General features: G+C 64.9%; 18 protein-coding genes. 11 read left to right on the top strand and 7 right to left on the bottom strand.

The window, feature by feature from the left end:
• Positions 1-30: 30 nt before the first annotated feature.
• The 4 genes from KF759_RS10930 (at position 31) to KF759_RS10915 (ending at position 3,955) form a co-directional block, all read left to right on the top strand.
• Positions 31-1,194 (top strand): acyltransferase, encoded by a 1,164-nt coding sequence (locus KF759_RS10930; protein ID WP_291225369.1) that lies wholly within the window; start codon positions 31-33, stop codon positions 1,192-1,194.
• A gap of 85 nt (positions 1,195-1,279) precedes the next feature.
• Positions 1,280-2,407: a PilT/PilU family type 4a pilus ATPase gene (locus KF759_RS10925; protein WP_291225367.1), complete on the top strand. Its 1,128-nt coding sequence runs from the start codon at positions 1,280-1,282 to the stop codon at positions 2,405-2,407.
• 19 nt (positions 2,408-2,426) lie between these two features.
• Entirely contained in the window at positions 2,427-3,311 is an 885-nt protein-coding gene (locus KF759_RS10920) for a class I SAM-dependent methyltransferase (protein ID WP_291225365.1), read from the top strand.
• Positions 3,305-3,955: a hypothetical protein gene (locus tag KF759_RS10915; RefSeq protein ID WP_291225363.1), complete on the top strand. Its 651-nt coding sequence runs from the start codon at positions 3,305-3,307 to the stop codon at positions 3,953-3,955. The genes KF759_RS10920 and KF759_RS10915 overlap by 7 nt, the downstream gene beginning before the upstream one ends.
• 62 nt (positions 3,956-4,017) lie before the next feature.
• Here the strand turns inward: KF759_RS10915 and KF759_RS10910 are convergent, their stop codons facing one another.
• The 6 genes from KF759_RS10910 to gshB form a co-directional block, all read right to left on the bottom strand.
• A complete protein-coding gene (locus KF759_RS10910; protein WP_291225361.1) occupies positions 4,018-5,739 on the bottom strand; it encodes a hypothetical protein in 1,722 nt (573 codons plus the stop codon).
• Positions 5,740-5,831: 92 nt separating this feature from the next.
• Positions 5,832-6,779: an aspartate carbamoyltransferase catalytic subunit gene (locus KF759_RS10905; protein WP_291225359.1), complete on the bottom strand. Its 948-nt coding sequence runs from the start codon at positions 6,777-6,779 to the stop codon at positions 5,832-5,834.
• A gap of 16 nt (positions 6,780-6,795) precedes the next feature.
• Positions 6,796-7,221: a Holliday junction resolvase RuvX gene (gene ruvX, locus KF759_RS10900; protein ID WP_291225357.1), complete on the bottom strand. Its 426-nt coding sequence runs from the start codon at positions 7,219-7,221 to the stop codon at positions 6,796-6,798.
• Positions 7,205-7,765 carry a YqgE/AlgH family protein gene (locus KF759_RS10895; RefSeq protein ID WP_291225355.1) on the bottom strand — a complete coding sequence of 187 codons (561 nt, stop codon included), beginning with the start codon at positions 7,763-7,765 and terminating at the stop codon, positions 7,205-7,207. The genes ruvX and KF759_RS10895 overlap by 17 nt, the downstream gene beginning before the upstream one ends.
• A gap of 64 nt (positions 7,766-7,829) precedes the next feature.
• On the bottom strand, positions 7,830-8,690 hold the full coding sequence (locus KF759_RS10890; protein ID WP_291225353.1) for an energy transducer TonB: 861 nt from the start codon (positions 8,688-8,690) through the stop codon (positions 7,830-7,832).
• Positions 8,687-9,640, bottom strand: a complete 954-nt coding sequence (gene gshB / locus KF759_RS10885) for a glutathione synthase (protein WP_291225351.1) — start codon at positions 9,638-9,640, stop codon at positions 8,687-8,689. The genes KF759_RS10890 and gshB overlap by 4 nt, the downstream gene beginning before the upstream one ends.
• A gap of 428 nt (positions 9,641-10,068) precedes the next feature.
• Here gshB and KF759_RS10880 point away from each other — a divergent pair, with 428 nt between their 5' ends.
• The 6 genes from KF759_RS10880 (at position 10,069) to KF759_RS10855 (ending at position 21,636) form a co-directional block, all read left to right on the top strand.
• Entirely contained in the window at positions 10,069-10,425 is a 357-nt protein-coding gene (locus tag KF759_RS10880; RefSeq protein WP_291225386.1) for a response regulator, read from the top strand.
• Between the two features lie 133 nt (positions 10,426-10,558).
• The gene (locus KF759_RS10875; RefSeq protein WP_291225349.1) at positions 10,559-11,107 is read left to right on the top strand and encodes a chemotaxis protein CheW; all 549 of its coding nucleotides are present in this window, start codon (positions 10,559-10,561) and stop codon (positions 11,105-11,107) included.
• Positions 11,108-11,171: 64 nt separating this feature from the next.
• Positions 11,172-13,196: a methyl-accepting chemotaxis protein gene (locus KF759_RS10870; protein ID WP_291225347.1), complete on the top strand. Its 2,025-nt coding sequence runs from the start codon at positions 11,172-11,174 to the stop codon at positions 13,194-13,196.
• Between the two features lie 100 nt (positions 13,197-13,296).
• The gene (locus KF759_RS10865) at positions 13,297-19,293 is read left to right on the top strand and encodes an Hpt domain-containing protein (protein ID WP_291225345.1); all 5,997 of its coding nucleotides are present in this window, start codon (positions 13,297-13,299) and stop codon (positions 19,291-19,293) included.
• Entirely contained in the window at positions 19,280-21,121 is a 1,842-nt protein-coding gene (locus KF759_RS10860) for a chemotaxis protein CheB (RefSeq protein WP_291225343.1), read from the top strand. Before KF759_RS10865 ends, KF759_RS10860 begins: the two co-directional genes overlap by 14 nt.
• A gap of 50 nt (positions 21,122-21,171) precedes the next feature.
• Positions 21,172-21,636, top strand: a complete 465-nt coding sequence (locus KF759_RS10855; RefSeq protein ID WP_291225341.1) for a chemotaxis protein CheW — start codon at positions 21,172-21,174, stop codon at positions 21,634-21,636.
• A gap of 51 nt (positions 21,637-21,687) precedes the next feature.
• Here the strand turns inward: KF759_RS10855 and KF759_RS10850 are convergent, their stop codons facing one another.
• Positions 21,688-22,131 carry an RDD family protein gene (locus KF759_RS10850; protein WP_291225339.1) on the bottom strand — a complete coding sequence of 148 codons (444 nt, stop codon included), beginning with the start codon at positions 22,129-22,131 and terminating at the stop codon, positions 21,688-21,690.
• 290 nt (positions 22,132-22,421) lie between these two features.
• Here KF759_RS10850 and xerD point away from each other — a divergent pair, with 290 nt between their 5' ends.
• Entirely contained in the window at positions 22,422-23,381 is a 960-nt protein-coding gene (xerD, locus tag KF759_RS10845; RefSeq protein ID WP_291225337.1) for a site-specific tyrosine recombinase XerD, read from the top strand.
• Positions 23,382-23,490: the final 109 nt, after the last annotated feature.

The raw sequence follows: 23,490 nt of genomic DNA, 5'->3' as shown, positions 1-23,490 counted from the left end.
TAGTCGCGCGAACTTCCACCTCGCGAGCCCATGCGCAGCCCCAACATCCGCTACCTGCCGGCCGTCGATCATCTGCGCGCGTTTGCCGCGCTGCTCATCGTGTTCTACCACGGTCTGCATGTGTTCTCGTATCAGGCGCGGTTTGGCCGCGACTTCGCCACCGACCACTGGCTGCAACCCGCCAACCCGCTGCTTGCCGCGCTCGCCGAGGGCCATACCGCGGTGGCGCTGTTCATGGTCCTGTCGGGGTTCATTCTCACGGTGGGCGCGCTCGAAGGCGGCGTGAACTGGGTCGGCTTCATCCGCAACCGGTTGCTGCGTACCTATCCCTTGTTCCTGCTGGTGTTGTTCGCAGGCATTGCCGCTGCGCCACAGAATTTCAGCCTTGCGGCCGTGGCAACCAGCCTGTTCGCGTTCGGCAACGAGGCGGGCGCCTTCGTCGCGCCGCCATTCACCAGCATGTTGTGGACGATTGCGATCGAATGGCAGTTCTATCTGGTGTTTCCGCTGCTGGTGGCGGTGCTTGCACGTGGCTGGCTGCGCCAGCTGGCGGGCTTCATCGGCGTGCTGCTGCTGCTGCGGCTGGCCGCGGTGGTTGCCGGTGGCAATGCACGCGACATCAGCTACCTGCAGATACTGGGTCGCCTCGACCAGTTCCTGCTCGGCATGTGGGCCGCATGGTGCTGGCGGCAATGGCCCATGTCGCCGCGTGCCGGCGCCCTGCTTGCCGCGCTGGCGCTGGCGGCGATCCTGGCGGCGCTGTGGGGTTTCAACGCGCTCGGCGGCTGGCCAACCACGCCGGCGTGGAAAATCCTCGTGCCGACGGTCGAAGGCGGCCTGTGGACCGCGTTTCTGCTCGGCTACGTCGCCTGCGCCAATGCCGCAGTCGGCGGCTGGTCACGCCTGCTGGCGCGGATCGGCGAGGTGTCTTATTCGATCTACCTGTTGCATTTCGTGGTGATCTGGTCGCTGCTGCGGCTGGGCCTGCCGCAGACCTTCACTGGCGGCTACGAGCTTGATGCGCTGCTCAACACCGCGCTGATCGCCCTGCCGATCACGCTGATGGTGTCGGCGCTCAGCTACGCCTGCGTCGAGCGGCCGTTCCTGCGTTTGCGCGGCAATTACCACCGCGATGCAGCAAGTTCCGGCGTCGCCTCGAACGCGGCGGCGCCTTGTGCCGTGAGGTTGGATTGAACTGTGCGCCACGCCCGCAGCATCGGCATCGCGCAGGTGTACACTGCCCACGAATGCCGGCGTGGAGGCTGGCGGGGGAAGGGTCATGAGCAGCGTTGATTTCACCTCGTATCTCAAGCTGATGACGCACAAGAAGGCGTCGGACTTGTTCATCACCGCGGGTGTCGCGCCGTCGATCAAGGTCAATGGCCGGATCGGGCCGATCACGCAGAACCCGCTCACGCCGCAGCAGTCGCGCGACATGGTGCTCAACGTGATGACGCCCTCGCAGCGCGAGGAGTTCGAAAAGACCCACGAGTGCCAGTTCGCGATCTCGGTGACCGGCGTCGGCCGCTTCCGTGTCTCCTGCTTCTACCAGCGCAATTGCGTCGGCATGGTGCTGCGCCGCATCGAGACCAAGATCCCGACCATCGAGGAGCTGTCGCTGCCGCCGATCATCAAGTCGCTGGCGATGACCAAGCGCGGCATCATCATCTTCGTCGGCGCCACCGGCACCGGCAAGTCGACTTCGCTGGCAGCGATGATCGGCTATCGCAACCAGAACTCGACCGGTCACATCATTTCGATCGAGGATCCGATCGAATACGTGCACACCCACCAGGGCTGCATTGTCACCCAGCGCGAGCTGGGCATCGATACCGACAGTTGGGAAAACGCACTCAAGAACACCCTGCGCCAGGCGCCCGACGTGATCATGATCGGTGAGGTGCGCACGCGCGAGACGATGGAGCACGCGATCAACTTCTCGGAAACCGGCCATCTGTGCCTGTGCACGCTGCATGCGAACAACGCCAACCAGGCGATGGATCGCATCATTCACTTCTTTGCCGAGGACCGCCGCGAGCAGTTGTTCATGGATCTCTCGCTCAACCTCAAGGGCGTGGTCGCGCAGCAGCTCATTCCCACGCCCGACGGCAAGGCGCGGCGCGTGGCGATGGAAGTCCTGCTGGGCACGCCGCTGGTGCAGGACTACATCCGCCAGGGCGAGATCCACAAGATCAAGGACGTGATGAAGGAATCCACCAACCTTGGCATGAAGACCTTCGACCAGAGCCTGTTCGAGCTGTATCAGGCTGGTGAAATCAGCTACGAGGACGCCTTGCGCCACGCCGATTCGGCCAACGAGGTGCGCCTGAAGATCAAGCTGGCGCAGGGCGGTGACGCCCATTCGCTCAGTCAGGGTCTGGATGGCGTCGAATTGGTCGAGACCTGAAAAAGGCGGGAAGCGGGACTTGGCCAGCGGGAATCGAAACGGCGAGCAACGACACCGCCAGCAGCCGCGTGACGATGCGATTCCGGATTCGAACGGTTCCCGGGCCGCGCGTGCCGACTCCGGATTCGGGCAGCTGCGGCGCGTCTGGGAGCGGCTCGGCGAAGACGATCCATTTTGGGCGGTGTTGTCCGATCCGGACAAGCGTGGCGGGCGCTGGCAGGCCGACGAGTTCTTCGCCACCGGCAAGCTGGAGATCGAAACCCAGCTTGCCGCGGCGGCGGCACGTGGCCTGCCGCAGTTGCGGGCGCTGGCGCTGGATTTCGGTTGTGGCGTGGGGCGCCTCACGCGCGCGCTGGCGCCACATTTCCAGCGCGTGATCGGCATCGACGTTTCGGCCAGCATGATCGCCGCGGCCAAACGCCTCAATGCCGATCTCGGCAACGTCGAATTCCGCGTCAACCCGGCGACGCATTTGAGCGGCATTGCCGACTCTAGCGTCGACTTCGTTTTCTCGCACATCACCTTGCAGCACATTCCTGCGCCTCTGGCGCTCGGCTACGTGGGCGAGTTCTTCCGTGTGCTGGCGCCGGGGGGCGTGGCGGTATTCCAGTTCGTCAACGGAGTTGATGCGAGTTGGCGCGGGCGCTTTTTCGGCAGTTTGCCCACCCTGGCCTTGAACATGTTGCGACGCCTGGTATGGAGACGAGGCACGGTGTTCGAGATGCATCCCATGCCCGAGGCCGAATTGGCGCGCGTGTTGCTGCGTCATTCGGGCTTGCGGGTGCTTGATGCCTGGGATGATTTCTCCGCGGGACCGGGCTGGCACGGACGGCGTTGGTATGTGACGCGCGCGGCGAACGTGACGGAAACACGTCGGGCGTCCGACCGGAACAATCCATGCTGATTTCCGTGCATGTGCCCAAGGCCGCCGGCAGCAGTTTCCGCGAGGTCCTGCATCAGCACTTCGGCGCGCAGCTGCTGCTCGATTACGCCGATCGACCGCTGGCACCGGGGCACCGGTGGCGCAGGATTCGGGCTGATTTGCGGACAGCGGCGGGCAAGTCCGCTGCGTTGGCGCCGTATGCCTGTGTCCACGGTCACTTCGTGGCCGACAAGTACGCCTTTCTGGGCGGCCGCGCACGTTTCGTGACCTGGCTGCGCGATCCGGTCCAACGCGTGGCAAGCCACTACCACTACTGGCAACGCCAGCCCGACTTGCGCAATCCCGATTGCCGTGCGCTGATCGAGCGGAAATTGTCCTTGGCCGATTTCGCCGCGCTGCCGCGAATGCGAAACGTGATGGCGCGTTTTCTTGGCCAGGTTCCGCTGCGTGACTTCTACTTCGTCGGTTTGGTCGAAGACTTGCCCGCCTCGCTCACGCGCTTTTGGCGCCTCACCGGGATCGACGTGGACGCGCATCTGCACGTCAATCGCAATGATGATCTGGAAACGGGCAGTTACGAACTGACGCCCGCGCTTCGCGCGCACCTCGAGCAGCTCAACCGGCGCGACCGCGAACTCTACGAATCCGCGCGCGCCATGCCTTGACGCGGATCGCGGGGGCCGGCAAGTCCGGGACTGCCCGGAGCCTGCCGGCGATTTGCGGAAACCTACTGCGCGACCTGCGCCGCGGGCGCGATCGGATTCATCTCGATCGATTCGAAGAATTCGACGCCGCTGGTGGTGAATGCCATGCGCATGTGGATGTGCTTGAACCACTGCGCATACAGTGTATAGAGCTGGCGTTGGGCTTCGAGCGTGGTCTTCTGATCAGGCGGGAGCGCGGCGCTGATGGTGGGGTTGTTGAACAGCTCACCCATCAGGGCGTACAGGCGGCCGCTGGCATCGAAACTCAGGATCGTGCCATCGGCGGCAGGCGCCTGCATCACCGCTGCCGAGAGCGTGGCGATGGCAGGCTTGCCGATGGCAACGCCCAGCGTTTTCGGTCCCATCGCTGCCTGCGCCTCGTACTTGGCAGCGACCGCGCCAAGCAGCTCGGACGGCAGCGCAACCGGCTTGCCATCGGGAGCGAGCTGGAGCTTCTGCAGCGGCGGCGCGCTCAACTGCGCGAGGCCGACGAGGAACATCGGATTGTTGCTGCCCACCAGCAAGCTGCCGGAAACGTCGGTTGGCATCGGCGGGGCGTTGCTCGGGATCACCAGCTGGTTGATGGTCAAGCGTGCACCGGTGAGATCGGCGAGCGGCGGCGGCAGGGTCTTGTCGATCCCGGTTTTGAGTTTGGCGAATTCGGCATTGAGTGAAGCCAGTTCCTTGCACTGGAACGGCGCCTTGGCAACCAGATCGGCCTGTGCAACGAGGAAGTCGCGCGCCTTGAGCACGGGCGCGCCGAAACCGAAGTCGATGAGTGCATCCGCGCTGGCCTTGCCCGGTACGGCGCTGCCCAGATCGACCAGCGCCTTGGCCAGCGCCGGTTCGAGCTCAAGGCGCATGCGCATGTCCATGACGTCGCCTTCGAGCCGGGTGTAGCCGAAAGACAGGCGCGGCATCTTCGCGGCAAGGGCGTCGTACTCGCTGCGACAGGCTGCGTCCGCGGCTTGGGGTGCTGCAGCACCTGCCTGCGGATCGGCGAGCAAGGCGACCGCGCGTCGGCTGTCGAGCCAGCCGCTGCCGTATGGCAAGTAACCCTGCGCCTTGTCGAAGGCGGCGAATGCGCCACTCGATGCGATCGACTCGGCCGGGCGATCCAGGCCCAGCATGCGGCGCTTGAGCGCCTCGTCGGCTGACTTGGGCACGAGCGTGACCACCAGATGGCTGCCTTCGAAGGCGATCAGGCCGAGATGGTCTTCGATGTCGAAGGTGCGCACGTCCTGCTCGCCCACGCGTGCCGTGCCCAAACTCATCCCCGATGCCTTTTCGATACGGCCAAGCGCGGCCTTGAAGCCGTCGACATTGGTCAATTCCAGACGCAGCACCGGCAACAGGCCGACGCCGTAGATCGCCGAACGCAGCTTGGGGCCGAGGCCGATTTCCGCCCATTGCTCGGGCGTCTTGCGCTCGCGGATTTCGTCGACGAAGGCCTTGAGCAGCGCCTTGACCTTGGGTTCTTCGTTGCCGGCCTTGGCGATGACGTCGTCGAGCATTGGCATCAGCAACGGCCACATCTGCTGCGCCTGCTCACGCCAGCGATTGATCATCGCCTCGGGCATCGGTTCGGGATTGGCGAACACGTAAGGCGTGTCAGCCGGGACATAGCTCAATGGGCCGGCATCTGCGGCCGCGGACATTTCGGCCGGCGTCTCCTTCTTGCCGCAGGCAGCGATCGCCAGAGAACCGGCGAGCAGCAGGCAACCAAGCATCCTTTTGCGCAACATTGGATTTTCCTCGTTCAAGGGAGCCTGCATTCTAGCGGCTTGGGCGCAGGGGCCGATAAAGTACGGCCAGGGTGCCCGCCGCGCTGTGCAAATCAAGGTTCGAGCAATTGCTTGAGCACGGCCATGCGCACGAATACGCCATTGGCGACTTGGTCGAGGATCGCCGATTGCACGCCATCGGCGACCACCGAATCGATTTCCACCCCGCGATTGATCGGCCCCGGATGCATCACCAAGGCGTCGCGGTGCGCGCGCGCCAGACGGCTGGCGGTCAGTCCGTAGCGGGCGTGGTAACCGGTACTGTCGAGATCAGGCAGGTCTTCGATGCGCTCGCGCTGGATGCGCAGCATGATCACGACGTCGGCGCCACCGAGCGCGGCGTCGAAGTCCTCATCGAGCGAGCAGTGCTCGAATTCGCCGGCATCGGGCAGCAGGGGCGCCGGACCACACAGGCGAATCGAGGCCGCGCCGAGCGCGCGCAGGCCGTGAACGTCCGAGCGTGCCACGCGTGAATGGCGGATGTCGCCGCAGATCACCACGTTGAGACCGTCGACGCGGCCCTTGCGGTCGCGGATCGTGAGCAGATCGAGCAGGCCCTGGGTTGGGTGCGCGCGGTTGCCGTCGCCGGCATTGAGGATCGCCGCACGTCGCGCCTGCGCGGCCAGTTGTGCCGGCGTGCCGTTTTCCTTGTGACGCACGACGAAGGCATCGGCGTCCATCGCTTCGAGCGTGGCCAGCGTGTCTTCGGTGGATTCCCCTTTGCTGGTCGAGGAACTGGCGATGTCGAAGTTCACCACCAGGGCGCCGAGACGTCGCGCAGCGAGGTCGAAGCTGGTGCGCGTGCGCGTGGAGGCCTCGAAGAACAAGTTGACAACGGTACGTCCAGCCAGGCTTTGCGGAAGCACATGTTGCTGCTGCCAGAGCCGGCGCAAATGCGCGGCCTCGTCGAGCAGGCTCTCGATGCGTGCCCGCGGCAGGCCATCGAGCGTGATCAGGTGTCGCAAACGGCCCGTGGCGGCCAGTTGTTGATCGGTGGTCATGGCTGTTCCGGCTGGGTCATTGGCTGCTGGCGAGCCATTGGTCGAGAATCACCGCGGCGGCCAGCGCGTCGAGTTCAGCAGCATCGCTGCGCCGCGCTGCGCCTGCGGCCCTGTGGTGCGCGAAGCGACGTGCGGCTTCCTGCGAAGTGCCGCGTTCGTCGGCCAGATGCACCGGGCGGGCATAGCGCTTTTCGAGCGCGCGGGCGAATTCGCGCGCGCGGCGGCTCATCGGTTGCTCGGCGCCATCGAGCGCAAGCGGCAAGCCGACCACGAGTGCCTGCGGTTGCCAGTCGGCGACGAGGGCATCGATCCCGTCCCAGTCATCGCTGGTGAGTGTGCGCAATGCGCGGGCGCCGCCGCCGAGCGGATGGCCGATGGCAATGCCGATGCGACGCGAACCCACGTCGAATGCGAGGATCGGGCCGTCAGGCGTGGCCGGCATGGCTGGCCAGACGCGACAGGTTGACGCCGACCAGATGGGCCGCGGCCTGCCAACGCTCGTCGAGCGGGGTCTCGAACAGCAAGCCTTCATCGGCGGGTGCGGTCAGCCAGTGGTTGTCGACGATTTCCTGTTCCAGCTGGCCCGGACTCCAGCCCGAATAGCCGAGCGCGACCAGGGCATGCCGTGGCCCGCTGCCTGCGGCAATTGCGATCAGAATGTCGCGCGAGGTGGTGACGCTGATCTGCTCGGAAATCGGGAATGATGATTCCCAGTTGCCGCCGGGCGTGTGCAGCACGAAGCCGCGTTCGGGTTGTACCGGGCCGCCAATGAGCACCGGAGCGTCGATGACCTCGCTGAGGTCCGATTGCAGGTTCATCTGCGCGAGCACGTCGCCGAGTCGATACTCGGAAAGGCGATTGATCATGAGACCCATCGCGCCATCCTCGCCGTGCTGGCACAGGAAGGCGACGCCGCGCGCAAAGGTCGGGTCGCGCAGGCCGGGCATGGCGATCAGGAACTGGTTGGTCAGGGGCGAGGCGGCCATGGGGGGATTGTACGGCAGCCCGCGCCCGTGGTCGGGCGCCGCTGATGCGCAGGCACGACCGTGTTCAGCGATTGCGCAGGATGTCGCCGGGCAGGAATTGCCAGGTGCGCGATATGTACAGTTCGTCGACCTTTTCCCTGCTCTCGGGCAGCGGCGGGAACGGCTCGGCCAATCGCGTGATGCGGATGGCGGCGTCATCGAGCACCTTGTGGCCGCTGGACTGGATGATGTCGATGCTCTTGATGCTGCCGTCGCGCTGAATGCCGACGGTGAGCACGAGCTGGCCATGCAACTGGCGGCGACGCGCCTCGTCGGGATAGTTGAGGTTGCCGATCCGTTCGATGCGGGCGACCCAGGCGCGCATGTAGGCGGCGAATTCGTATTCCTTGGTGTTGGCCGAAATGTATTTGCGCTTGGGGCGTTTGGCGTATTGCTCGGATTCGCGCCGCACTTCTTGCGCAAGACGGGCCATTTCCAGCCGGCGCTGCTCGGTTTCGGCGAAGGGTCGGTCGGGCTGCGATTGGGCCTGTGGCGCTTCTTCCTGATTGGGTACGCCGTAGCTGGACGTGCGTTGCGTGAGCAATCGCGTCGGTGCCGCCGTCGAAGGTTGCGGTGCGCCATCGTCGAGTGGCACGGGCGCAATGCCCGGGGTCGACTTGGGCAAGGGGCCCGACAGCGGCTGGGCCGGGCGGTGGGCCTTGTCGGACTCGCCACCGCCGCTGTTGCTGGCCTGCGCGATGAAATCGGCCTGCTCGGGTTTCTCGCGGTTGGCCGACTGCACAAGAATCACATCGAGCGCCGGCAGCGGCGGCGTGACCTTCTCGAACTCGAACACCACGCCGAGCGCAATCACCGCATGGGCGACGATCGAAAACAGCAAGGTGACGCCGAGGCGATCGCCGCTGCCGGTGGTCGCGTCCCTCATCGCGCCGACGCTCCCGCCGCCAGCCGGTCGAACAGCAGCCCGGCGATGTTGAGCCCGAACTGCGTGTCGAGCTCCCTGGCGCAGGTGGGTGAGGTGACGTTGACTTCGGTGAGCCAGTCGCCGATCACGTCCAGACCGACGAAGCGCAGGCCGCGGCGCACCAGTTCCGGGCCGACCTGCGCGGCAATCCAGCGGTCGCGCTCGGAAAGCGGCACGCCCAGACCCTTGCCGCCGGCGGCAAGGTTGCCGCGGAAATCATCGCCTTGCGGCACGCGAGCGAGCGCATAGGGTATGGGTTCGCCGTCGATCATGAGGATGCGCTTGTCGCCCGCGCTGATCTCGGGAATGAACTTCTGCGCGATCGCAAAGGCTGTGCCGTTGGCGGTCAGGGTTTCCAGAATAACGTTGAGGTTGGGGTCGCCGTGGCGCGAGCGAAAGATGCTGCGCCCACCCATGCCGTCGAGTGGCTTGAGCACGACTTCGCCCTGCGCGGCCACGAAACGCTTGAGTTCGGCAGCCTCGCGCGCGACCAGCGTCGGCGCGCAGCACTGCGGAAAGCGCAGTGCGAACAGCTTCTCATTGGCATCACGCAGGCCGCGTGGGTCATTGACCACCTGCACGCCGGAGGCCTGGGCCAGCTCAAGCACCATGGTGTCGTACAGGAATTGGGCGTCGACCGGCGGATCCTTGCGCGCGAGGACCACCTCGATCCCCACCAGCGGACGCCATGTTGCCGGTTGCAGCGAAAACCAATCGCGCGCATCGTCGCGCACCGTGAGCGGGGCGAGGCGGCCCCAGGCCTGCCCGTCGCGGATCGCCAGCGCGTCCTGCGTTGCATACAGCAAGGCATAGCCGCGCCGCTGGGCTTCCAGCAGCAGCGCCAGGGTGGTGTCCTTGGCGGGATGGATCGCCGCGATCGGATCCATCAGTACGGCAAGGGTGGCAGGCATGGGGTCATCCGGAGCTGGAACAGGAGGAGCATAGCCGGCACGGCCTGTGCAGTGATGACCGGTGCCGCGTCACAATGCGTCGATCACTGCACCGATCGGCCCTGTGCGAATCGCCATGAAAGTCACTTTTCAGGGTCCGGCGGCTGATCTGGCGGCCGGCGCCGCAGGGCCGTCAAGTGCGGTCAATTTGCGCTATATCGGACACTTAGCGCAATAACTTGACAGCTTCGCCGAGCATGGTGGATAACGACACAAGCAAGAATGGGCAGCGGCGCGTCGCAGGTTGAGGGCGTGACGCTGTGGGCATGTCAATTGCATGTCGAACGGGACGCGCATCTATCGCGCCCGAATCGATTCAGACTGGCGTCGGGCGGCAAGGGGGGCAGGTGGACGACACAAAAGACGGGGGACTGACCGGCATCAAGGTCATGGTCATCGATGACTCAAAGACCATCCGCCGCACGGCCGAAACCTTGCTGCGCAAGGAGGGCTGCGACGTGGTTACGGCCGTCGACGGCTTCGAGGCGCTGGCCAAGATCTCCGACCAGCAGCCGCAGATCATCTTCGTCGACATCATGATGCCGCGGCTGGATGGCTATCAGACCTGCGCGCTGATCAAGAACAACCAATTGTTCAAGAACACGCCGGTGATCATGCTGTCGTCGAAGGACGGCCTGTTCGACAAGGCACGCGGACGCATCGTCGGTTCCGAGCAGTATCTGACCAAACCATTCACCAGAGAGGAACTGCTCGGCGCGATTAGGCGCTACGTCGAGCGTGCCTGATCAAGTTGCCAGTCGAACAAAGGGGGAGACAGGTGGCGAACATGTGGAAATCCGAAGCAGGTGGAGCGTCGACGAACGCGCAGTGGTCACGCGCGTGCGGCTGCGCCTGCGGAATCACGGGCGCGAGGTCATCATGAGCCGCCCGGATGTGTTTGCAACGCCCTACGAAATCCTTGCTGCCTATGAGCAGCGCAGTCTCGCCCACGTGGCTGGTGCGCCCGAGCAAGTCGAGGCCGCCGGCCTGTGGCGCGGCATCGGCTACCGCATCGGCGATCGCCATTTCGTCAGTCCCATTGCCGAAGTCAACGAAATCCTCACCCTGCCGCCGCTGACCGGCGTGCCCGGCGCCAAGACATGGCTGCTTGGCATCGCCAATGTGCGCGGCAACCTCGTGCCGGTGGTGGACCTGCGCGATTTCATTCTCGGCGCACGCAGTCAGACCAGCGACAGCACACGCATCCTGATCGTGCGCCAGGTTGGTGGCAGCATTGGTCTGCTGGTCGACGAAGTGCTCGGCCAGCGCAGTTTTGGTGAGAACCAGCTGGCCGAGGCCAGCGGCGAAACCGATGACCATTACGCGCCGTATGTCGGTGAGCGGGTGCAGCTCGGCGACATCCAGTGGGGCTTGTTCAGCATGGCGGCGCTGGTGCGCAGCGCCCAATTCCAGCAGGCGGCGGCATGAGCGTGCCGGCAGGCACGTCAGCATCGCGGCAAGACGCAACAGGGGGTGAAGTGTGAGTACAACGATGAGTGGAACAGGCAGTGAGCGCGGCCGCGCCAACACCGTCCTGTTCGTCCTGCTCGGATTGCTGTTCCTGATCGCGATTGCCGAATTCGCGTTTCTCTTCTTCAAGAACGCACAGGATCGACAGGCGATCGCGTTCACCACGCAGATCCAGGTGTCCTCGCAGCAGCTGGCCAAATTCGCGGCCGAGGCGGCGGGCGGCAACGAGAACGCGTTCCAGGAGCTGGAAGTCACCAGCGCCAACATGGACAAGTACGTCAACGCGCTCAACAAGGGTGATCCGAAAGAGACCCGGATGCCCAGCTATACCGGTGAAGCCAGCGTGGCGCCGACCTTGGCCGATCTGACCAAGGCCTGGGGCATGCTGCGGGCCGACGCCAAGAACATCCTCGACAACAAGAACGTGATCCTCAGCGCCAACACCAGTGCCAAGGATTTCGGCGAAAAGCTCTCGGGGCTCAATTCGCGCATGAGCGAAGTCGTCAACATCCTGACCGACAAGAACGCAAGTGGGCTGCAGGTGTATGTCGCCTCGCGCCAGATGCAGCTGGCCGACCGCATGGGCGGTCGCGTCACCAAGATCCTTGCTGGCGGCACCGACACGCAATCCTCGGCCGACGGCCTGCAGCGCGACTCGCGCCTCTATCAGGCGGTGGTCACCGGCCTCATCAGTGGCGCGCCGGAACTCAACATCAAGCCGCTCGAGAACGCCGCGGCCAAGCAGATCGTCGAAGACGTCGGTCAGCAATGGACGGCGGTCAACGATCCGCTCACCACGATCCTCAATGCAGCCGACAGCTTGCAGTCGGCCAAGGATTCCGCGGACAAGGCATCGCTGGATTCACAGGACGTGCTGCTCAGGGCGGCGCGAGTCGCCGGTCTCGTCGATGGCCTGTCGAGCAAGCGGCCGCTCGCCAATCCGATCATCGGTGCGGCTGCTGCCGCCGGCGCGATGCTCCTGCTGCTGTTCCTGGGCATGAATCTGTTCCGCGAACAACGCCGTCGCCTGCAGGCGACCAATGAACTCAACCAGCGCAATCAGGACGCGATTCTGCGCCTGCTCGATGAAATGGGTTCGCTCGCCGAAGGTGATCTCACCGTAAAGGCCACCGTCACCGAGGACATCACCGGCGCGATTGCCGACTCGGTCAACTTTGCCGTCGAAGCCTTGCGCAGCCTGGTGACGACGATCAACGAAACCGCGGTGCAGGTATCGACCGCCGCACAGGAAACCCAGTCGACCGCGATGGGTCTGGCTGACGCCGCGCAACATCAGGCGCGACAGATCAGCTCTGCTTCGGTCGCGATCAACGAGATGGCTCGGTCTATCGACACGGTGTCGAAGAATTCCGCCGAAAGCGCCGACGTGGCGCAACGCTCGGTGCAGATCGCCGCCAATGGCGCGCAGGTCGTGCGCCAGACCATCGAAGGCATGGACTCGATCCGCGACCAGATCCAGGAAACCTCCAAGCGCATCAAGCGCCTGGGTGAGTCGTCGCAGGAAATCGGTGCGATCGTCGAACTCATCAACGACCTCTCCGAGCAGACCAACATCCTCGCACTCAATGCCGCGATTCAGGCGGCCTCTGCCGGTGAGGCCGGTCGTGGCTTCGCGGTGGTTGCCGACGAAGTTCAGCGGCTGGCCGAACGCGCATCGGGTGCGACCAAGCGAATCGAAACCCTGGTGCAGACGATTCAGTCCGATACCAACGAGGCGGTCAGTTCGATGGAGCAGACCACCTCCGAGGTGGTGTCGGGCGCCCGTCGCGCCGAGGACGCCGGTCAGGCGCTGGGCGAAATCGAAAACGTGTCGAACAGTTTGGCGACGCTGATTCAGGGCATCTCCACTTCGGCGCGCCAGCAGTCAGCGGCGGCGACCAATATTTCCTCGACGATGAACGTCATTCAGGAGATCACCTCGCAGACTTCGGTCGGTGCCAGCCAAACGGCAGAATCGATCGGCAATCTGGCCCAGCTCGCAGCGAACCTGCGTCGTTCGGTCGCCGACTTCAAACTGCCGGGTTGAACCACGAGATGAGAAGGCGCCAACCGCCCCTCTGCACCACCACTGCACGCCGGGACGGCGTGCAGACATCGCCGATGGCGCTGCCGTCGAGGTTGATCGCATGAAACTTTATGACGATGGCGCCTTCACCGCGCTGAGCTGGGTCAAACCGGCACTCGATGCCACTCTGGCACAGGCCAGCGAGGCGCTCGAACGCCATGTCGAAGACCCCGGACAGACCGAGTCTCTGCGCGAATGCGCGCATAGCCTGCACCAGGTGCAGGGCACCTTGCGCATGGTCGAGCTGTACGGCGCGGCAATGGTCGTGGAAAACATGGAGCGCATCGCCGAAGCGCTTCTGGCCGATACGGTGCGTCAGCGCGACGAGGCCTACTCCGTGCTCATGCGCGGCATGGTGCAGTTGCCGGACTACCTCGAACGCCTGCAGAGCGGCCACAAGGACATTCCGATCGTCCTGTTGCCTTTGCTCAATGATCTGCGCGCCGTGCTCGGCGAGAACCTGCTCAGCGAATCGGCCTTGTTCTCGCCGGACATGGGGGCTCCGCTTCCGGGCAGTGCCGCGGGCGCTGCGGCGCCGTTGCCGGCTGCGGATTTGCGCGCGCAGACCCTGCGGCTGCGCCTGGCCTTCCAGGCCGCTCTGCTCAAATGGTTTCGCGATGAATCGGCCTCCGAGCATCTGCGTCGGCTGTGCGAAGTGCTCGATCGCCTGCGCACGCTTTGCCACGATGTCGAACCACGGCGCGCGTGGTGGGCGGCCGCTGGCATGGCCGAATGCATCGCTGAAGGTGGCTTGGGTTCGAGTGCGGCGGTGAAATTGTTGCTTGGCCGCGTGGATCGCGAGATCCATCGCCTCGCGGAGCTGGGTGAGTCCGCGTTTGCTGCCAAGCCGCCGCGCGAGCTGGTCAAGAACCTGCTCTATTACGTCGCTCAGGCCGATGCGACCAAGGTTACCAGCAAGCGCGTCGCCGACATCCGCAACGCCTACCATCTGGCAGCCTTGCTGCCGACTTCGGCTGAATTGCAACATGCGCAAGGTTCGATGGCCGGTCGCAATCGCGCCCTGCTCGACACCGTTGCCGGCGCGATCAAGGACGATCTGTTGCGCGTCAAGGAAGCGTTGGACATTTTCCTGCGTGGCCAGAGCGCCGATCCCAACGAGTTGAGCACGCAAGCCGAGATGCTCAACCGCGTCGGTGACACGCTGGGCATGTTGGGCCTGGGCGTGCCGCGGCGCGTTGTGGGCGAGCAGCGCGAAGTGCTCGAACAGATGGGGCGCGGGCAGCGTGCCGTCGACGAGGGCGCCTTGCTCGATGTGGCCGGCGCCTTGCTCTATGTCGAAGCCTCGCTCGATGACCATATCGAGCGGCTCGGGGAAGCACCGAGCGAGGAGGAAGTGGCTGGTGAGCTGACCTTGCCCAAGGCCGAGAGCCGGCGCGTGCTCGAAGCCTTGATCCGCGAGGCCAGCGTCAACCTGCAGCAGGCCAAGCAGGACATCATTGCCTTCGTCGAGTCGCCTTGGGATCACGCACGCGTCGTGCGCATTCCCGAACTGCTCGAGCAGATCGCCGGCGCATTGCGCATGCTCGATCTTGCCGATGCCGGCGCCCTGGTCACCGCAGTCGTGCATTTCGTACGCACCGAACTGCTGATCCATCGCCGGGTTCCGACCACCGAGCAAATGGACAAGCTCGCCGATGCCCTGACGGCGATCGAGTACTATCTCGAAGCGACGCGCGAACACCGGCGCAACCGCGATGCCATCCTCGATGTCGCCCGCGACAGTCTGCAGGGACTGGGCTACTGGCCACTGTCGGTGGCCGAGGCGCGAGCCGCCGAAACCAGCAATCTGGCGTCGATTCCGCAGGATTCCCTTGTGCAGGCCGACGCGGCATCTGCTACAGCCGGGGCGGCGGTGGAAGTGCCCGCAAAAGCGCCGATCGTGCACAGTCCGGAGCCGCCGGCGCAACCAATGCCTGTCGTCGAAGTGCTGCCCGGGCGGGACCTCGGCGATCTCGTGGTTGGCCAATCACGCCCGGTCGAGCCCGAAGCGCACGATGTCACCGGCATGCGACTGGCACCGACCGAGTCGAGCGCGCCTGCCGAAAGCGGTGAGGATGCTGCCGAGCAGTGGATTGAAGTCGAAGAAGAAGTCGAGGAACAGGCGCCCGCTGCAGTCGAATATCTGCCGGTGGGTTTCACCGCCAAGGCCGGCGATGAAATCGACGATGACATCCGCGAGATCTTCCTCGAAGAAGTCAGTGAGGAAATCAGCAACCTCACCCAGCAGGTGCCGCATTGGAAGGCCGATACTTCCAACCTCGACCAGCTGACGCCGATCCGCCGTTCATTCCACACGCTCAAGGGTTCGGGGCGACTGGTCGGCGCGACGGCGCTCGGTGAATTCAGCTGGAAGGTCGAGAACATGCTCAACCGCGTGCTCGACCGCAGCATCGCACCCGGTCCCGCGGTGGTCGACATCATCGATCGCGCGCTTGCCTCCGTACAGGATCTGCTTGGCGCCTTGCGTGGCAATCAAGTCGATGGTTTTCGCGTGAACGCGATCATGGACACCGCTGATCGGCTTGCTGCGGGTGAGGATGCCCGGATTCCGGATGCGCCGGCCGCGGGTGGCCAGGTGGTGCGACGGGTCGTGCGCCGCCGTGTTCCCGCGCCCAAGCCGGCAGCACCCGTGTTCGAGCAGCAGGCGCCGCTTGAAGTCGAACGCGCATTTGGCGGACCCGTCTCGCCGATCATCACGCCGAGTCCGTTGCCAACGATCGACCCGGTGTTGCTCGACATCCTGCAGACAGAAGTCGCCAGTCACGTGCGCGTGATCGATGATTTCCTCGCCAGCGCCGATCCGCATGCGGCGGCGGTGACCGAGCCGTTGCTGCGCGCAGTTCACACCTTCCACGGTGCCGTGGTGACGGTGCAGATCTCCCAGCTGTGTGATGTCCTTGCGCCGCTGGAGACCTACGTCAAGCATCTGCGTGCTGCGCAGGAGCCGGTCTCGCCCATTGGCCTGGCGGTGCTGCGTGATACCTCCGCGCTTGCGCGCGAGGTAATGGGGCGCTTGGCAACGAATTCCGGCCCCTTGCCGGACTCGGCAGAACTGGCCTTGCGTGCCGTGCAGTTGCGCGATGCCGTTCCCGAGCCGTCGGTCGACATGCCCTGGTACACCGATGGCAGCGAGCTCGCGATTGCCGACACGCCGGATGAGTCAGCGGTGGAGTCGACACCGGACGCCGAGCCGGCAGCCAGCTCCGAGCTTTCGTTCGCCGAGCTCGATGAAATCGCCAATCAAGCGGTTGCCGACTTCGGGGCCGCGAGCGACTCGACACCCGTCGAAGCCGAACCTGTGGCGCTGGACCTCGGCGAATTTGCGTTCGACCACGCCGAGCTCGAACGCGCCGCAGAAGAAATCAAGCTCGAATCCGCGGTGCCGGAGAAATCCGAAGAAGGCGCCGAGGTCGTCGAGCTCGCAACCGAGCCCGTCGCCACCGAGGTACCGGTGGCGGTTGTTGTCGATGAGTCCGCGGCGGTCCCCGAGCCTGCCGCCGTCACGCCGCCCGTGGTGGCCGCCGAGCCAGCGTCCGAAGTCGCCGCGCCCCTGGTGGAAGCCGGCCTGACCGGCGCGGCGGCCGCGCCGCTTGCCGACGATCCCCAGCCCGATGGTCCGCTGGTGCTCGGTGACATCGACGATGATCTGCTTGATGTGTTCGTTGCCGAAGGCACGGACATCCTCGACCACTCTGATGGCGTGGTCGCGCAGTTCCGCAGCCGGCCTCAGGATCCGGAGCTGATCGCTGCACTCCAGCGCGACCTGCACACGCTCAAGGGTGGCGCGCGCATGGCTGGCCTGGCGCCGGTCGGCGACCTCAGCCACGCGATGGAATCGCTGGTCGATGCGCTCGGCGATGGCCGGGTAGCGATCGACCGCACTTCCGTCGAGACACTCGAGCGGTGCTTCGACCGCCTGCACGTGATGGTCAAGCGCGTCGCGCAACGCAATGCGATCGCGATGCCGGCAAATGCGATCGAGCGTCTCTATGCCCTGGTTCCGGGCATGGCGCGTCCGGCAGCCCCGGCGGCTGCAGTGGAAGCACCGGCAGCACCGGTCGTGGAAGCGCGCCCCGCCGCGCCGGCCCCCGCGACCCCCACCCCCGCAACCGACGCTCCGGCGCGCCCGAGTCCGCGTCACCTCACCGCAATGGATCGCGACGAGGTTCCGCATGCGCCGCAGGAAATGATCCGCGTGCGCTCCGACCTGCTCGATGCGTTGGTCAACAATGCGGGCGAAGTCTCGATCTACCGTTCACGGCTCGAGCAGCAGGTGGTGAGTTTCCGCGCCAACATCGTCGAGCTCGATCAGACCGTCACGCGTCTGCGCGAGCAGCTGCGCAAGCTCGAGATCGAAACCGAAGCGCAGATCATCGCGCGCTACCAACGCGAGCAGCACGACGCCGATACCACCTTCGATCCGCTCGAGCTCGATCGCTTCTCGCAGTTGCAGCAGTTGTCGCGCGCACTCAGCGAGTCGGTTTCGGACTTGGTGTCGATTCAAAACCTGCTCGATGAGCAGACGCGTCAGTCGGAAACCCTGCTTCTGCAACAATCGCGCGTCAGTTCGGAATTGCAGGAAGGCCTCATGCGCACGCGCATGGTGCCGTTCGAATCGATGGTGCCGAACCTGCGGCGAACCCTCCGTCAGGCGGCCCAGGAACTGGGCAAGCGCGCCCAGCTCACGGTCGAAGGTGCACACGGCGAAATGGATCGCAACCTGCTCGAGCGCATGAAGGCGCCGTTCGAGCACATGCTGCGCAACGCGCTCGCGCACGGCATCGAGACGCCCGTCGATCGCGAATCAAACGGCAAACCTGCCGAAGGCACCGTCAACATCGCGGTTACCCGCGAAGCCACCGAAGTCGTGCTGCGAATCAGCGATGATGGCCGTGGCATGGATCGCGAAGCGATCCGCCGCAAGGCCGTCGAGCGCGGTCTGCTTGGCCCCGATGTGCAGCTTTCCGATCGTGATCTGTACGGATTCATTCTCGAAACCGGCTTTTCGACCGCCGAGCACGTCACCCAGCTTGCCGGCCGCGGTGTCGGCATGGATGTCGTCAACAACGAGATCAAGCAACTTGGTGGTTCGCTGGCGATCGACTCCACGCGTGGCAAGGGTTCGCAGTTCACGATCCGTCTGCCCTTCACGCTGGCGGTGACGCAGGCCATCCTGATCAAGCTCGGTGAGCATCAGTACGCGATTCCGATGTCGTCGGTGCAGGGCGTCGCCCGAATTGCGCAGGATGATCTGGAGCGGCGTCTGGCTGCCGGTGATGCGCGGCACATGTACGCTGGCGAGGAATTCGCGATCTACGAGCTGTCGCATCTGCTCGGACTGCCGCGCATTCACGTGGCCAGCGAGGAAACGCAGGTGCCGCTGCTGATGACGCGCACCGGTGATCAGCGCGCCGCAATCCGCATCGATGGCGTGGTCGGATCGCGTGAAATCGTCGTCAAATCGGTTGGTCCACAGCTGAGTTCGATTCCGGGCATCTTCGGCGCCACCATCATGGGCGATGGTTCGGTGGTGATGATTCTCGATCTCGCACCACTGGTGCGTCGCCTGGCCGCACTGCGTGCCCGCATCGAAGAAGGCGCAGTCGATGAACTGCCCGAATTCATGGTGCCGGCCGCACCGCAGGCCGAGGAGGTTCGAGCTAATCCCTTGGTCATGGTGGTCGACGATTCGATCACGATGCGCAAGGTCACCACGCGTGTGCTTGAGCGCGCCGACTACGAAGTCGCCACCGCGAAGGACGGTCTGGACGCGGTGGAGAAGCTCCAGGACGTGACTCCGGATTTGCTGCTGCTCGACATCGAAATGCCGCGCATGGACGGTTACGAGCTTGCGACCTACATGCGCAACGACGCGCGTCTGCGCAAGATCCCGATCATCATGATCACCTCGCGTACCGGTGAGAAGCACCGTCAGCGCGCGCTCGAGCTCGGTGTCGAACGCTACCTCGGCAAGCCGTACCAGGAAGACGATCTGCTGCGCAACGTACAGGAAGTCCTGAAGCGTGAACGTGCCTGAGTCGAACCCGATCCATGTCGCTCTGCTCAGCGACAAGCCCACGCGCAATGAGCATCTGCGTGCTGCGCTCGATGCGCTGGGCGCGCAAGTGGCTTACGAGAGTGTTGCCAGCACCTTCAGCCGCGAGGCGTTGGAGCGCTCGGGTGCGCGTGTCGTCATCGTCAATCTCGACGACGGCGACAATGCGGAATTCGACGAGGTCTATGACCTGCTCGACGATGAACGCTACCGCGTCCTGATCAATGACGGTGGCGTGAGTTGCGCATTGTCGGGTTGGGATCAGGCGCGCTGGATGCGGCACCTCGCATCGAAAGTCTTTGGCAACGGCGAGATTCATCCGCCCCGTCCCGAAGGCGCCGAGGCGATTCCGGTGCCCGTTGCAGCGACTCCGCCGGCCGAAGTCGTGGTGGAGGCGCCGGTACCGGCGCCTGCCGCGTCGTTGCAGGACGCCGAGCCGGTCCCCGCGCCGCCACGGGAAATCGAGCTAGCCGCATTCGACGAGCCTGCGCCGAGCCTCGAGTCAACCGCAATCGATCAACCGGACGCCTCAACCGAATCCATCGATGTCGAATCACTGCTGGATGAACCGGCGCCGCCAGCGCCTGAGCCGGCGCAGGAATCTGCCGTTCTGCAGAACGATGATGCATTCGCATTCGATTTCGACGATCTCGACGCCGCACCGCCTCCGCTGGATCCGGTGAGCGAGGTTCCGTCGGCAGGTTTGAGCCTGGTCGACGCCGACATGGCAGAGCGCATCGAACCGATCGAGCTGGAAAGCGCGGAGGCGGCGGGAGATTTCGGCGTCGAGGAACTGACGCTCGAGGATTCCATCCCGACTTCGCGTGAAGTACTCGAGCCACGACTCGAGCCGGCGCCCGAAGCTGAGCCTATCGCAGCCGATGACACCATCGCGATGGACATCGATCTCGATTTCGATGCACCGCCGCCGCCGGTGGAATTGCTGGCCCCTGGCGAAGCGGTCTCGTCCACCGGCGATGCGAGCCAATGGTCGATCGACGAACTGCTCGATGAAGTGCTCGCCGACGCGCCGCCGATCAAGGCCGATGCTGAAGTTCACGTCGACAAGATGACCGCGGCCGAATACCTCGCGCCCGAGGGCGGCGAAGCACCGCCGGCCAGCACGACTGCGGACAACAGCCTGTTCTCGCTCGAACTCGTGCCACTCGAGGAAGTCGTCGCACCGGTCGCGATCGAGAAAGCATCGCACGAGAACTGGCTCGATCCCGATTCCGCGCCCGCGGGCAAGATCCGGCGCGTCTGGGTTCTGGGCGCATCCATCGGTGGTCCCGATGCGGTGCGCAAGTTCCTGGCCGGTTTGCCGCGGGGTTATCCGGCGCTGTTCCTCGTGGCACAGCATCTGGGCGATGAATTCGTCGAGACGATGACGCGCCAACTCGCGCGGGCAGTGCCGCTGATCGTACGCACACCGGCGCATGGCGACCGCGCGAGCCACGGTGAAGTCCTGATCGTGCCCAACGAACAGCGCCTGCTGGTCGACCTCAACGGTGTGGTCGTGCTGCAGCCGCAGAGCGAGCCGCAAGCCTATCGGCCATCAATCGATCGCGTGCTCGAGGATGTCGCCTCGCGGTTTGGTGCGGGTGCCGGGGCAATCATTTTCTCGGGCATGTCCGACGACGCGGCGGAAGGCTGCAAGGCCATCGCCGCGGCGGGAGGGCGTGTCTACGCGCAAAGCCCCGACAGTTGCGTGGTCAGCACCATGGTCGAAGGCGTGATCGATACCGGTGTGGTGCAGTTCCAGGGTTCGCCCGAGGAACTGGCGCAGAAACTCAACGACGAACCAGCCTGAACAGACCCGCGTCGCGGCATCGAGGCGGCGCTTGAGGAAGGAAGACGAAGATGGCCGAACTCCCGCGTGAAATCCGAGGCGTCATGGTGCCGGTCACCGAAGGCCGTGTGCTGCTGCCCAACGCCACCGTCGCCGAGGTCATCAGTTACACCACGCCCGAACCGATACCCGGCGCCCCGGCTTGGTTGCTTGGTCGCTTGACCTGGCGCGGCTGGCGACTGCCGCTGGTGTCGCTGCCGATTCTCACGGGCCGCCTCACCGAGGAAAACCGCAACAACGCGCGAGTCGCGGTGCTCAAGGCCCTGGGTGGCAATGCCGGCATGCCGTTCATCGCGCTGCTCGTGCAAGGCTTCCCGCGCCTGACCACGATCACCCAGGAACTCTTGATTCAGACTTCGGATGACGAGCCGCATGCGCCGGGTGTGCGCGTCGAAGTGCTCGTGCGTGATGATCGCGCGATCATTCCCGATCTCGACGCGATCGAAGGCATGCTCGCGCAGGCCTTGGCTGCCTGAGTCGGCGCGCGGCGCGCAGACGGTTTCCCGCTGCGCCCATCCGCATGTCATTCATCCACGTGGCAGCTGGATCATCCGGCTGTGCGCAGCCAGATCGTGCCAAGCACGCCCTTCGCGGTCGATGAGGCACCACAGGTAGCCCAGGCCAAACAGGCCCAGCGACAGCAAGGCGATCGCAAACCGCAGGAGCGCACGGTGCCAAGGCAGGCGACTGCCATCGACGGCTTCGACGCGAATGCGCCAGGCACGCATTCCGATCGTCTGCCCACCGCGGACCCATGAAGCGGTGAAATAGGCCGCGCTCACGCCGATCAAGGCACAGCGCAGCGCAAGCAGATAGGCAACCGGTGGATGCGCGGCATCCACGTGCCCACCGGATGCGAGCAGGAACAGCGCGGCCACCAGCATCCACAGTCCCAACAGCGGCAGCAGGTCGTAGAGCATCGCGGCAAAACGGCGCGCGAGCAGGGGATTGCGAACGGGATCAGGGCTCATCACGGCGATGGTGAGACAGATCGCTGCAGCTGCCAAGCCGGTCACGCATTCGCGTCCACGTGGAGCATGAAGTTTGCAAGGTCGCAGGTGGCCGCGGTCCTTCTTGGCAGTGTGGCTACCCAGACTGCACTCGTGTGCCGGCGCTCTCGGAATCATTGATGCACGCTGACTCGCGTGAATCGATGCGGCCGGCCCTTCATGCAGCGGGGGCTGGCGTGTCGATCGGCTGCCATGAGTAGCCAGTGCCGCGATCCTGTTAGGCTCGTGACATCAGCACCGTGGTTCCGCCGATGTCCGTATCCAGCGTGTCCAAGAACCGAGTGAATACGGCGAAGCGGTCGCGTGATCGTGAAATCACTGGCGACGATGTGGCCCTGATCGCGCAGTTCATCGAGCGGATCTGGGCCGAGCTCGGCTTGGCCGATCACACGCTGGCCAGCTATCGCGCTGATCTGAGCGGTTTCTCGTGCTGGTTGGGCGAGCGGGGCATGTCACTTGCAGGTGCCGACCGAGGGGCATTGCAGGACTATCTGGCCGCTCGCGCGCAGTCCGGCTACAAGCCACGTTCGACCGCGCGTCTGATCTCCGCGCTGCGCCATTTCTATCGCCAGCTCCTGCGCGAGGGCCGCATCGAAGCGGATCCGACCTTGCTCGTGGACGCACCGAAGTTGCCGCGCGGCCTGCCCAAGGCCTTGGGCGAGGCCGAGATCGAGGCGCTGCTGCATGCGCCGCCCGACACGCCGCTGGGCCAGCGCGATCGCGCCATGCTGGAACTGATGTACGCCTGCGGCTTGCGCGTGAGCGAACTGGTCGGGATTGCCGCCAGTCAGGTCAACCTGCGCCAGGGCGTCTTGCGCATCACCGGCAAGGGCGGCAAGGAGCGCCTGGTGCCGCTGGGCGAGGAAGCGGCGCACTGGCTCGCGCTTTACATCGAGCAGGCGCGCCCGGCCCTGCTCAAGGGTGGCCATAGCCCGGCCTTGTTCGTGAGCGCGCGACGCGCGCCGATCACGCGGCAGATGTTCTGGACCTTGGTGCGCAAGCACGCCGCCGCGGTCGGCATTGCCGCGGGGCGGGTGTCGCCGCATGTGCTGCGGCACTCGTTTGCGACCCACTTGCTCAATCACGGTGCCGATCTGCGAGCCTTGCAGCTCATGCTTGGTCACAGCTCGCTGTCGACGACCCAGATCTACACCTTGGTGGCCAAGGAAGGGCTCAAGCGCCTGCATGCCCGGCACCACCCGCGTGGCTGATTCGCTTCACGCTTCCGTTTCAATGACTTGCGTGGGATAATCCCGGGTTGCACGGTTGGAACTTGGCGGCCGCGCAGAGGTCAGTGCTGACCTGCGGCACGCGATCCCT

Origin of the sequence: Dokdonella sp. (assembly GCF_019634815.1) — a bacterium.
Classification (GTDB): Bacteria; Pseudomonadota; Gammaproteobacteria; order Xanthomonadales; family Rhodanobacteraceae; genus Dokdonella_A.
This window is presented reverse-complemented; position numbering and strand designations above follow the sequence as displayed.